14 protein-coding genes are annotated in these 12049 nt (G+C 57.5%); 6 read left to right on the forward strand and 8 right to left on the reverse strand.

The features are described from left to right. Nucleotide 1: 1 nt before the first annotated feature. The 4 genes from mdcA to dctP are packed head-to-tail and all read right to left on the reverse strand — an operon-like array spanning nt 2 to nt 4607. Complete coding sequence (gene mdcA, locus PQR63_RS15070; RefSeq protein ID WP_408168815.1) at nt 2–1678, reverse strand: malonate decarboxylase subunit alpha; 1677 nt, start codon at nt 1676–1678, stop codon at nt 2–4. Continuing rightward, on the reverse strand, nt 1679–3028 hold the full coding sequence (locus PQR63_RS15075) for a TRAP transporter large permease (RefSeq protein WP_007884665.1): 1350 nt from the start codon (nt 3026–3028) through the stop codon (nt 1679–1681). After that, nucleotides 3025–3588: a TRAP transporter small permease gene (locus tag PQR63_RS15080; RefSeq protein ID WP_408168816.1), complete on the reverse strand. Its 564-nt coding sequence runs from the start codon at nt 3586–3588 to the stop codon at nt 3025–3027. Before PQR63_RS15080 ends, PQR63_RS15075 begins: the two co-directional genes overlap by 4 nt. After that, a complete protein-coding gene (dctP, locus tag PQR63_RS15085; protein WP_408168817.1) occupies nt 3585–4607 on the reverse strand; it encodes a TRAP transporter substrate-binding protein DctP in 1023 nt (340 codons plus the stop codon). Before dctP ends, PQR63_RS15080 begins: the two co-directional genes overlap by 4 nt. A gap of 296 nt (nt 4608–4903) precedes the next feature. Here dctP and PQR63_RS15090 point away from each other — a divergent pair, with 296 nt between their 5' ends. Then, entirely contained in the window at nt 4904–5608 is a 705-nt protein-coding gene (locus PQR63_RS15090; protein WP_408168819.1) for a GntR family transcriptional regulator, read from the forward strand. Nucleotides 5609–5622: 14 nt separating this feature from the next. Here PQR63_RS15090 and PQR63_RS15095 read toward each other — a convergent pair whose 3' ends face one another. Both PQR63_RS15095 and PQR63_RS15100 read right to left on the reverse strand, forming a co-directional pair. Further along, complete coding sequence (locus PQR63_RS15095) at nt 5623–6507, reverse strand: LysR family transcriptional regulator (RefSeq protein ID WP_408168821.1); 885 nt, start codon at nt 6505–6507, stop codon at nt 5623–5625. Between the two features lie 28 nt (nt 6508–6535). Beyond that, nucleotides 6536–6697: a hypothetical protein gene (locus PQR63_RS15100; RefSeq protein ID WP_408168822.1), complete on the reverse strand. Its 162-nt coding sequence runs from the start codon at nt 6695–6697 to the stop codon at nt 6536–6538. Between PQR63_RS15100 and argC the strand changes: the two genes are divergently transcribed. Further along, a complete protein-coding gene (argC, locus tag PQR63_RS15105; protein WP_408168824.1) occupies nt 6696–7625 on the forward strand; it encodes an N-acetyl-gamma-glutamyl-phosphate reductase in 930 nt (309 codons plus the stop codon). The genes PQR63_RS15100 and argC overlap by 2 nt on opposite strands. Before the next feature lie 63 nt (nt 7626–7688). Here the strand turns inward: argC and PQR63_RS15110 are convergent, their stop codons facing one another. Beyond that, nucleotides 7689–8660, reverse strand: coding sequence for an AraC family transcriptional regulator (locus PQR63_RS15110; RefSeq protein WP_408168825.1), 972 nt, complete (start codon nt 8658–8660; stop codon nt 7689–7691). Nucleotides 8661–8785: 125 nt separating this feature from the next. On the opposite strand from PQR63_RS15110, the gene PQR63_RS15115 reads away from it, so the two are divergent. Further along, nucleotides 8786–9679: an SDR family oxidoreductase gene (locus PQR63_RS15115; RefSeq protein WP_408168826.1), complete on the forward strand. Its 894-nt coding sequence runs from the start codon at nt 8786–8788 to the stop codon at nt 9677–9679. A gap of 64 nt (nt 9680–9743) precedes the next feature. Here the strand turns inward: PQR63_RS15115 and PQR63_RS15120 are convergent, their stop codons facing one another. Continuing rightward, nucleotides 9744–10208, reverse strand: a complete 465-nt coding sequence (locus tag PQR63_RS15120) for a MarR family winged helix-turn-helix transcriptional regulator (protein WP_408168827.1) — start codon at nt 10206–10208, stop codon at nt 9744–9746. Between the two features lie 32 nt (nt 10209–10240). On the opposite strand from PQR63_RS15120, the gene PQR63_RS15125 reads away from it, so the two are divergent. The 3 genes from PQR63_RS15125 to PQR63_RS15135 all read left to right on the forward strand — a co-directional run bounded on the left by PQR63_RS15125 (nt 10241) and on the right by PQR63_RS15135 (nt 12047). Beyond that, complete coding sequence (locus tag PQR63_RS15125; protein ID WP_408168828.1) at nt 10241–10978, forward strand: siderophore-interacting protein; 738 nt, start codon at nt 10241–10243, stop codon at nt 10976–10978. Nucleotides 10979–11042: 64 nt separating this feature from the next. Next, nucleotides 11043–11291, forward strand: a complete 249-nt coding sequence (locus PQR63_RS15130; protein WP_408168829.1) for a DUF3297 family protein — start codon at nt 11043–11045, stop codon at nt 11289–11291. Between the two features lie 162 nt (nt 11292–11453). Continuing rightward, nucleotides 11454–12047 (forward strand): HD domain-containing protein, encoded by a 594-nt coding sequence (locus tag PQR63_RS15135; RefSeq protein WP_408168830.1) that lies wholly within the window; start codon nt 11454–11456, stop codon nt 12045–12047. The last annotated feature ends 2 nt before the right edge of the window (nt 12048–12049 follow it).

The following is a 12049-nucleotide window of genomic DNA, read 5'->3' on the forward strand; positions in this document are numbered from 1 at the left end:
ATCACCAGTTCCTGAAACGTTTGGGCGGGTTGTACAAGCCGCCGGAGGCGCGCACCAGATCCTTCATGTTCTTGGCCGCAAGCAGATCGCGCGTGGCGAGGCGCTTGTCAATGCCCATGTCTTCGGCGCGGCGGATAATTCCCCGGTCGCGCAGATTCTCAACCATACGCTTGTCGCGCGCCAGGCCGACCGGCGTGTAACCGGCGACGCCGCGGATGGCTTGCTCGCGCTCTTCTTCGGTACGGCACAACAGCAGATTGGCGATGCCTTCTTCGGTCAGGATGTGCGTGACGTCGTCGCCGTAAATCATCACCGGTGGAATCGGCATCTTGGCTTGTTCGGCCAATTGCCAGGCGTCGAGTTTTTCGACAAAGGCCGGTTGCATGTGTTCACGGAAAGTTTCCACCGTTTGCACCACCAGCTTCTGGCCGCGCGGGATGGTGTTCTTGCCGGCCCTCGCCTGCTGACCAGCTTTGAGCCATGCCGGGCTGGCGTGACGACGGCCGCGCGCATCGGCACCCATGTTGGGTGCACCGCCAAAACCGGCGATACGTCCCAGGGTTGCGGTCGACGAATTGCCCTGCAAATCGATCTGCAAGGTCGAGCCGATGAACATGTCGCAGGCGTAGTGGCCTGCTGTTTGTGAGAACGCACGATTGCTGCGCATGGAGCCGTCCGGGCCGACGAAGAAAATATCGGGACGCGCACGAATGTAGTCTTCCATGCCCAGTTCGGAGCCGAAAGAATGCACCGATTCGACGAAGCCGGCTTCAATCGCGGGGATCAACGCCGGATGCGGATTCAAGGCCCAGTGCTTGCAAATCTTGCCGCGCAGGCCGAGCGATTCGGCATAAGTCGGCAGGATCAGCTCGATGGCAGCGGTATCGAAACCGATGCCGTGGTTGAGGCGCTGTACTTCGTATTCTGCATAGATGCCCTTGATGGCCATCATCGCCATGAGCACCTGAATCTCAGAGATCTGCGCCGGATCACGTGTAAACAGCGGCTCGATGTAATGCGGTGTCGGCGCCTTGGTCACAAAGCTGACCCAGTCTGCCGGAATATCGATGCGCGGCAGCACGTCGACGATTTCATTGACCTGTGCGATCACGATGCCGCTGCTGAAGGCAGTCGCTTCGACAATCGCCGGCGTGTCTTCGGTATTGGGGCCGGTGTAGAGATTGCCGTGGCGATCCGCCGCCTGCGCCGCCACCAGGGCGACGCGCGGCGTCAGGTCGACAAAATAGCGGCCGAACAATTCCAGATAGGTATGGATCGCGCCGATATTGAGTTTGCCGGCAGACGCTAGCTTGGCCAACCGACCGGCCTGCGGACCGGAGAAGGAAAAATCCAGTTTCGAGGCGATGCCTTTTTCGAAGACATCCAGATGCTCCGGCAGAGCCAGCACGGAAAACAGCATGTGCAGGTCATGCACACGCGCCGGATCAAGCCCGGCCAACGCCTTCGACAAAAAGTCGGCCTGCTTCTGGTTGTTGCCTTCGAGGCAAACGCGATCGCCCGATTCGATGACGGCGTACAACAAATCAGCAATGCGCGCCGCGGGCAAGAGCTTACCCTCCAGCGAATTGCCCAGCACGCTGCTTGCGCGCGCCAGGCGTTCATTGCGATTTGTTTGCCGACGATTCCAGACGTGGTCGGTCGGGGTGGCTACAGGCATTTACTTCACTCCCATGAGGATATTGGGCAAGCCGGTGGCAATACCCGGAAAGAAACACAACAGAATCACCGCCAGGAACATCAGCGCCAGGAAAGGAATCGTACCCTTGATGACTTCCGACAAGGGGATGTCGGGTGCGATGTTCTTAATGACGAACAGGTTCAAACCCACCGGTGGATGGATCAGGCCCATTTCCATCACCACGGTCATGACGATACCGAACCAGATCAGATCAAACCCGGCTTCGCGCAAGGGCGGCAGGATGATCGGTGCCGTCATCAGGATGATCGATACCGGCGGCAGGAAGAAACCGAGCACGATCACCATCAGCAGGATCACCGCCAGCAGCAGCCATTTCGACAGATGCATGTCCACCACCCACTGCGCCGCCGACTGGCTGATGTGCAGGTAACTCATCACATAGGAATACAGCAGCGACATGCCGATGATCAGCAGCAGCATGCCCGATTCCTTGATGGTCGAGTTGAGGAAAGGCACCAGCTCGCGCGGCTTGTAGATGCGGTAGACGACAGCGATCAGCACGATAGCGAGCAAGGCGCCCAGACCGGCAGTTTCCGACGGTGTGGCAAAGCCACCGTACAAGGCTACCATCACGCCGATCAGCAAGATCAGGAAAGGCAGCACGCGCGGCAGCATCTCCACCTTTTGCGCCAGCGTGAAATGCTCGTCATCCAGGTAAGCCGATTTGGCGCCGCCACCGGTATAGATGGCATGCGCCATCTTGTACTCCTTGCGTGCACGGAACACGGCATAACCGGCGAACAGAATCACCAGCAACACGCCCGGCCCGATGCCTGCGAGGAACAAGCGTCCCAGCGATTGCTCCGCCGCCACCGCGTACAAAATCATGGTGATCGACGGTGGCAGCAGAATCCCCAGCGTACCGCCCGCAGCGATGATGCCTGCTGCAAATCCCGGTGAATAACCGCGACGGCGCATTTCAGGAATACCGGCGGAGCCGATGGCCGAGCATGTTGCCGGCGACGAACCTGCCATTGCCGCAAACAAGGCGCAGGCAAACACGTTGGCAATGCCGAGGCCGCCCGGTACGCGATTCAACCAGGCGTGGATGGCCGAGTATAAATCCTTACCAGCCGGCGATTTGCCGATGGCCGCCCCCTTGAGGATGAACAGCGGAATCGACAGCAAGGTGATCGATGCAATCTCTTCGTAGACGTTTTGCGTCACGGTATCCAGCGAGGATGCCGGCATGAAAAAATACATGAACGACGTCGCCACCACGCCAAGCGCAAAAGCGATCGGCATGCCGGAACACATCACGAGGATGGTGACGATCCCATACAGGGAACCGAGAACCAATGGTGTCATGCTGCCTCCTTCGCTGGAACAGTTCCTGTGATGCGAGTCAGCACTTGCACCAGCAATTGCAGCGTGAGCATGGTCATGCCCAGCGCCATCATCGAGTACGGAATCCACAGCGGCGGCGCGAAGGTCGACGAGGTGGTTTGGCCGTCCACCCAGGCTTCGTGAAACAGCGTCCACGATTTCCAGGCAAAGAAGGTGCAAAACACGAAGGAAATCAGATCGACGAAGAACATGCGGATCTTGTTGGCAGTCGGCGATAGAAAGCCCGCCAGCGCCTCGATGCCGATATGGCCGCGCAAGGATTGCACATACGCCGAACACAAGAAGATCACGCCGACCAGCATGAACACCGATGCCTCGTCCTGCCAGTCGGTCGGCTGATGGAAGAAATAGCGCACCACCACCGAGTACGTCAGGATGATGGACGTCAGCATCAATGCGATCATCGCCAGGAACACCGCGAGCTTGTTGTACTTCTCAAGCCCGTGGTGCAGCCCTGCGAGCACGGCGTTGGCCGGCACGGCAGACTTGGCCTGCGGCTGCATCTCGAAGCCGTGACTCATAGGAGCTTCTCCGCCAGTTTCAGCAGATTGGCACAGTTGGCGTTACGCGCGGCGAAGTCCTTCCATGCAGTCGCACGGGCGATGTCCTGCCACTTCTTGACGGTTGCGGCATCGAGGTCGACGACCTTGGCGCCAGCCTTTTGATACACGGCGGCGACAGCGACGTCATCAGTCTGCGCAGCCTTCAGCGCGAACTGCTCCATCTCGGCGCCGACTGCCATGATGGCGGCTTGCTGATCCTTGCTCAGTTTTTCAAACACGGACTTGGAAATCATCAGCGGTTCGAACATGTACCAATACGCTTTGTCGCGACCGGTAGTCAGCGCCTTGGCGACTTCTTCCAGGCGGAAGGACATGAAAGACGTCGATGATGTCATCGCCGCATCCATCGCGCCGGTTTGCATGGCCGCGTAGATTTCATTGGACGGCAGCGTCACGACGGCGGCGCCTGCTTCTTTCAGGATCAGATCCATTTCACGCGAACCACCGCGCACTTTCATGCCCTTGGCATCGGCAGGATCGACGATAGGCTTGCCGCGCGAGGCGACACCGCCGGCTTGCCAGATCCAGCTGACGATCAGGATGCCCTTCTCGGCCAGGATGCGTGCGAGTTCCTTGCCGACTTCAGCATTCTTCCATGCCGAACCTTGCGCGTAAGAGGTCACCAGTCCAGGCATGAGGCCAATATTGGTTTCCGGAACTTCGCCGCCGGCGTAATTGAGCGGCACCAGCGACAGGTCGAGCGCGCCTTTGCGCATGGCCGAGAATTGTGCATTGACCTTCATCAGCGAGGAGCCGGGATAGATCTCGAACTTGAGGCTGCCTTTGGTGCGCTTGCTGACTTCTTCAGCAAACAGGCGGGTCAGACGATCGCGGAAATCGCCTTCATTGATCGTGCCGCCGGGGAATTGATGGGAAATCTTCAGCGAGGTGGTCTGTCCCCATACCGAGGTACCGGCTGTCCACAATGGTGCTGTTGCCAGCGCTCCGATAATGCGTCTACGGGTTTGCGAAGTCATTGCTGCTCCTCCTTAAGGTGAAAGAAATACTGCTTTTAGTTGTTTAATTATTTGGTGCCGGCTGTTACTGATGCTTGCCGGCTCCATATATTGAAGGCCGGCTTGTTCTTGCCATGACGTCGCCGGGCTATGGACCTACGTTAATTTGTAGCTGCCCTGCGACGTTGTCTCTGCACTTGCTTTGTACTCTTTGCTTTTTTATGTATCTTTCTTGTATACACGTTCTTACAAAACAAATACATTGTCAAGCACCAGAGATGATTTAGAATTAGTTCATTGCATACTTGATATCACTTATGGATACCCCAAAGAAGCGTTCCGAGACGCTACGCGAATCGATTGAAGAGCTGATCGCCGTCGGCAAGCTGACGCCCGGCCAGCATCTGGACGAAACGGTGCTGGCCGAGCAATTCGGCGTTTCCCGTACGCCAATCCGCGAAGCGCTGATTCAGCTGGCATCGATGGGCATCATCGTGATGCGGCCGCGGCGAGGTGCCATCGTGGCCGAGATCGGGCCGCAGCAACTGATAGAGATGTTTGAAGTGATGGCGGAACTGGAAGCCATGTGTGGCCGTCTGGCCGCACGGCGCATGTCGGCCGCCGAACATGCCGCGCTGATGGAGGCACATCAGGCCTGCAAGGATGCGCGCGACGCCGCCGATCCGGATACCTATTTCTACAAGAACGAAGACTTTCACGGCCAGATCTACGCCGGCAGCCACAACGCCTTCCTCGAAGAACAGGCGCGCGTCCTGCAACGCCGTCTGCGCCCCTACCGCCGCCTGCAACTGCGCGTGCGCGATCGCCTGAAAAGGTCTTATGACGAGCATGAAGGCGTCGTCAACGCCATCATCTCCGGCGACAGCGACCGCACGGTCGAACTGTTGCGCCAGCATGTGATGGTTCAGGGACAGCGCTTTGCCGACCTGGTGGCGTCGCTGCACCAGTTGAAGTCGACACCTGATAGCGAAAAAACGTCGCTCAGCGATGTGCTGGCGTGATGCCAGGCTAGACGTCAATCCAGACTGAATCCCCAAAGCACGTCCAATACGTGCTGCGTCGGCCGCTCGATGTTTTCCGCGCGGTGCGCAATGCCGAGCTGACGCCACAAGACAGGCCGCAGAGGCCGCATCTGGATACGCGCATCCGGCAGTGAAGCGCCCTCTTCATGCGGCAGCAAGGTCGCACCATAACCCGCCGCCACCAAACTCTTGATCGCATCGTTGTAGTTGAGCTGAATGCGCGGCACCGGCCGTTGCCCGCCCGTAGCAAACCATTCTTGCGTCAAGTGCGAAAGGCGCGTGCCTGAATCGTTGAGAATCAGCTTCTGGGCCGCAAGCCATTCCGGCGTGACACGCGCGGGACAACGCCAGTCCGCCGGCAAGAACGCCATCACCGGATCCCGCCGCCACGGCTGAACCGACAACCGCGCCATCGGCGACTGCGGCAAAGCGACCAACCCGACATCCAATGTCCCTTCATTCAAGCGTGTCAGCGTCTCTTGCGAGGTCAACACTTCGACCTGCACATCGATGCCGGGATGATCCTGTCCCAACACCTCCAGAGCTTGCGGCAGCAAATGCGCAATCGCCCCGGTCGATGCCCCCAGACGCACACGTCCGGCCAGTCCCTGCACTTGCCGCTGTACGTCCTGCAACGCTTGCTCGGCGTCCGCCAGCAAGCGGCGCGCGCGTTCGATCAAGGTCTCGCCGATCGTCGTGGGGCGCACCTGCCCGCGCTGGCGCGACAACAAGGCTGCGCCGACACGCTCTTCGAGGTCGGCGATATGGAGGCTGATCGTCGGCGGCGCCAGATGCAGCACACGCGCCGCCTCGGCGAAGGAGCCCAGATCTGCAATCGCAACCAGAGTGCGCAGCCGATCCAGATTGATTTCTCGCATATGGCTTCCTTTATTGATCCATTAAAGATCAGAAAAACTGAATGTTATCGTTATTAAATTCAACTTTTCCTATTCTATCAATGCGCGCAAGATCAGTTCCAGCTTCTTTCGTACGTGTCTTTCCATCCTTTGCGTTTTTTGCTTTGCACTCTTTGTACTCTTTGTACTCTTTCTCAAGGAACTCGATCATGGCCACTCCTCTTGTCTTTATCGATGGCGACCAGGGCACTACCGGCTTGCTAATCCACGAACGCCTGCGCAACCGCAGCGATATCCAACTGATGACACTGCCGGCGGCAGAACGCAAAGACCCTCTGCGCCGTGCCGAAGCCATCAACGCCGCAGATATCGCCATCCTCTGCCTGCCTGACGCCGCGGCGAAGGAAGCCGTCTCCGCCATCGAAAATCCAGCCGTACGGGTGATCGACGCCAGTTCCGCCCATCGCACAACAGAGGGCTGGGTCTATGGCTTTCCTGAGTTGGATGCCGGACAAGCAGAACTGATCGCCGGTGCAAAACGCGTGACCAATCCCGGCTGTTACCCGACTGGTGCGATCAGCCTGTTGCGTCCTCTGATACAAGCCGGCTTGCTGCCACGCGACTACCCGATCAATGTGCACGCGGTTTCCGGCTATTCCGGCGGCGGCCGTCCTTCCGTCGAGCAATACGAAGGCCCATCGGCGGCACAGGCGTTGGCCTTCCAGGTGTACGGCACCGCGCTCGCGCATAAACATCCGCCTGAGATGCAACACTACACAGGGCTGACTCATCGCCCGATCTTCGTGCCTGCTTACGGTGCTTTCCGCCAGGGCATCGTGCTGACCATTCCACTGGAACTGCGTCTGCTGGCCAAGGGCGTCAAGGGAGAACAATTGCATGCGGCTCTGAACAGCCACTACGACGGCTCGCAATACGTGCGGGTGATTTCACTGGAAGAAAGCAAGACACTGACGAACCTTAATCCTCAGGCGCTCAACGGCACCAACAACATGGATCTGGGCGTGTTCATCAATGAGGAACACGGACACGTGCTGTTGTCGGCAGTATTCGACAATCTGGGCAAGGGAGCTTCCGGCGCGGCGGTACAGAACCTGGACCTGATGCTGGCGCACGGCTGAACTGCCTCTATCCCACAACAAAAAAGCCGCATGAGCGGCTTTTTTGACGAATAAACACCATCACTAATGCGACGAAACGCTTACCTCGTTGCCATTGACATCGTTGGTGGCCGGCGCGATAGCCTGAAGTGACACTTTGCGGCCATGCTCTCTAGGCGTACATCCCATGGCGCGCTTGAATGCTTTGCCGAACGCACTTTCAGACTCGTAACCCAGCGACAAGGCGATGTTAGACGTTGACTCGCGCGAATTCTTCAGGCGATCGCCTGCCAGCAACATTCTCCAGCGCGTCAGGTATTCCATCGGCGTCGTCCCGACCGTCTGCTTGAACCGCAAGGCGAAAACCGACCTCGACATACCGGCACGCTCCGCCAGTTTCTGCAATGTCCAATCGTTCCCGGGCTCATCGTGCATGACTCGGATCGCCGCACCCATCTGCTTGTCCGCCAGTGCAAACAGCCACCCGATCCCTTGCGTTGCGCCATCGGAGAGGTGCAGCCGCAATGCCTGCACCAGCATCATGTAGGCGAGTTGCTGTGTGATCAGCGAGCCGCCCGGTTGCGGATCGCGTACTTCGTCTCTCATGCGCTCCAGCGACCACCGCATGGCCGCCTTGTCGGACTCTTTGCGGATATGAATGATGGGCGCCAATGAACTCAGCAGAAAATCGGCATGACTTCCCGTCAGAACAAAATGGCCGCCGACGAGATGGCAGCTTCCTGCTTTTTTCTCGACGACATCCTGATCCGAGCGCCATTTTGAGCGGTACACGCTGAAGTCGACCGGTTCGGCCGACAAATCCGTCGCCAGTCGGAACGGCGGTCCCGGCGGCAAGAGATAGCACTCCCCAGCGGTCAGCAAAACCGCTTCGGGAACTCCCTCCACCGATAACCAGCATTGACCGGAAACCACGGCATAACACTTGATGCCGGGATGCTCCGGCCATTGGATCGCCGTCTCACCCGGGATCTCGAATCCCCCGGCGACATAACTTCGCGGTTTGAACAGCGACAACACATCTGATAACGGATCCATAGATATCCGGACGATTGAGCCAATAATACGGACTTTATCGCATTGATGGTATGGATACAAGCGCCTATATTCAACCCCATCGGACGGCAACAAAAGTCCTCAACTGATACAAAGGTAAATTCATCATGCGTATTTTTGTTACCGGCGCGACCGGTTTCATCGGTTCGGTCATCGTTGCCGAACTCATCAAGGCCGGCCATCAGGTACTTGGACTGAGCCGATCGGAAGCAGGCGCCCAGTCCCTGATGGCGGCGGGCGCCGAAGTGTTTCGAGGCGATCTGGAAGACCTGGACAGCCTGCACCGTGGAGCAGCCATGTCGGATGGCGTCATCCATACCGGCTTCAACCATGACTTCTCGAAGTTCGTCGCAAACTGCGAAGCGGACGGGGAAGCGATTCAAGCAATGGGAGCCGCGCTCGCCGGTTCCGATCGTCCTCTCATCATCACCTCTGCTACCGGCATGGGAGCCATTGCGCCGGGGCAACCGGCAGCGGAAGACAACTTCAATCCCAATCATCCGAACCCACGCAAGGCATCGGAATTGGCGGGTGCTTCAGTTGCAAACCGCGGCGTGAACGTGTCGGTCGTCCGGCTTCCACAGGTGCATGACACCGTCAGGCAAGGTCTCATCAGCCCATTGATTCAAATAGCACGTGAAAAAGGCGTCTCGGCGTTTGTCGGCGAAGGAAAAAATCGCTGGCCCGCAGCACATGTCAGCGATGTGGCTCGGCTTTACCGACTGGCATTGGAGCGTCGGCAACCCGGCAGCAGATATCACGCCGTGGCGGAAGAAGGCATATCGCTTCGGACTATCGCTGAAGTGATTGGCAAAGGTTTGAAGATACCGGTCGTCAGCCTGTCTCCTGAAGAAGCGGCCGCACATTTCGGATGGCTCGGTGATTTTGTCGGCCGCGATCTTCCCGCTTCAGGCGCCCAAACGCAGTCTTTGCTCAATTGGCAGCCGGTCGGCCCCGGACTGATTGCGGATCTAGAGCGGATGAAATACGTTCAGGAGTAAAAAGAAACAAGCCAATGTATGCCGGGCGGCTTTATCGCGCTGCCCGGGTATGTTGCATAGATGATCAGCGTTCGCTTTCCAGATTTGACTGGATGTTTTTCAACAGCGTCACCAGATCCTCGCATTGGCTCTCAGACAAGCCCACCACGGCGCGTTCCAATATCAGCGCACCGGTTTTTCTGAGATCGCGCTGCAGCACCTCCCCTTGTGCACTCAATTGCAGCCGGACGCTGCGCCTGTCTTTGATATCTTCTTTGGATTCCAGATCGCCGTGTTCACGCAATCCTTTCACCAAGCGCGTGAGCTGAGCCTTGTCCCGCCCGGAATGCGCCGCCAGATCACTCAGCGTAGCGCCGGGATGACGCGAAAAATAATCGAGCACCCGGCTTTCCATGTGCGTAATCCCGCGAGCATCCTCGCGAAAAGCCTGCGATCGCCCCGAACGGTAAAGATGCATCACGGTGTGAATAGCATCAAAGACCCTTTCGGCGGCAGGTGATTGATTGACTTTATCAACTTGTTTTTTCATAATAGTGACATTATCAACTAATTTTTAAGATCATGGAATCCAAGACAACAACCCGTGAAGTACAGCGCGTACGCTACGAACTCAAGATTCGCGACGTCAAAGTCAGCGATGTCCGCCAGATTGGAGCCAATATGCTCAGCGTAACTTTCCAGGGAGACGCACTGGCAGATTTTGTATCGCTTTCGTTCGACGACCACGTGAAGTTCATTTTCCCGGATGCAACAGGAAACTCCGTTCGGCGCGACTATACGCCATGCAACCACGACGGACAACGCAAAGAGCTCGTATTGGAGTTTGCGCTGCACGCGGAAGGCGCCGCCACTGACTGGGCGCGCCAGGCAAGAGTCGGCATGGACGCGGTCATCGCCGGCCCACGCGGCTCGATGGTGGTGCCGACGGATTACGACTGGCATCTGCTGGTCGGCGACTTGTCCGCCGTCCCGGCCATCAGCCGACGCCTGAAAGAGCTGGCTCCAGGCGCCAAGGTGACGGCTATTGTTGAGGTGGCGCAAATGGGCGACATCCGGCAGTTCGAAACACTGGCCGATCTTGATATCAAATGGGTCAGCTCCAGCGAAGAACTGCTCACCGCTATCCGCAACCTGAACCTGCCTGCTGGAGACGGCTATATCTGGGCTGCCGGCGAGGCCGCTACGATGAAGTCCGTGCGCACCGTACTGGCCGACGAGAAACAGCATCCGAAAGAAGCCATGCGCGTATCCGCCTACTGGAAGCGCGGCGCAACCGATTTCCACGAGAAACTGGATTGAGTCCGAGCAGCAAAACCACGCAAAAGAATTGTTTTGCTGAATCTTATCGTCGATAATTGTGGCCATGAACGACACAACAAACCGCCCCCCACTTCCCGATCGCCTCTCAATCGATCCTCGTAGCCCTTTCTACAACGCTGCGATCTTTGAACACAACGTCGGCATCCGGCTCAACGATAAAGAGCGCACGGATGTTGACGAATATTGCATCAGCGAAGGCTGGGTCAAAGTCCCCGCCGGAAAAGCGCTGGATCGCAAGGGCAATCCCTTGATGACCAAAGTCAAAGGCAAGGTCGAAGCTTTCTATCGCTAGAAACCACTGTTTGATCAGTATTTTTTATTTCTGTGATTCTCTGCAAGGGCACGCGCGCTAATTGTTGGCGACGTGCCCTTTTGATCGACTGCGGACTGCGTTCTCTGCTCTGAAAAAGCGTCCGCGTAGTTATCCACTCAGACAACAGGTGAAGGCAAGGCTATGGAATTGGCGCGATTGGAAAAACAGCTGAGTTTTCTCAGAGAAATCGATCGGTTGAAAGCCGTTGTCCGGCAATCACCGCTGCTCGACAAAAGCCGGAAGGAAAACTCCGCTGAACACTCCTGGCATCTTGCGATGTACGCGCTGCTGCTCAATGAATATGCCTGTGCGCCGGTGAATCCCCATCGCGTTGTGCAGATGCTCCTGTTGCATGACATTGTCGAGATCGACGTCGGTGATTTCCCCATTCATGGCGGTTCGTCAGTGGCGGTGCAAGCCGAACAGGAAGCGAAGGCCGCAGTGCGACTTTTTGGCCTTCTGCCGCAGCCTGAAGGCAATGAATTTCTGTCGTTGTGGCAAGAATTTGAACGCGGAGAAACCGAGGATGCCAGGTTCGCCAAAGCGCTTGATCGCTTTCAGCCCCTCCTGATCAATATCTTTACCGGCGGCGGCACCTGGACAGAGAACGGGGTTTCACTGGAACAAGTGCTCTCCCGCTACGGACCCGTTATTCAAAAAGGTGCGCCCTTTTTGTGGACTGCATGCGAGCAGTGGGTAAGGCAGCACTTCGCGCAGCAAGCATCGGGTAGCTGAAG

It is taken from the genome of Herbaspirillum rhizosphaerae, from assembly GCF_046025915.1.
Lineage (GTDB): Bacteria > Pseudomonadota > Gammaproteobacteria > Burkholderiales > Burkholderiaceae_D > Herbaspirillum > Herbaspirillum rhizosphaerae_A.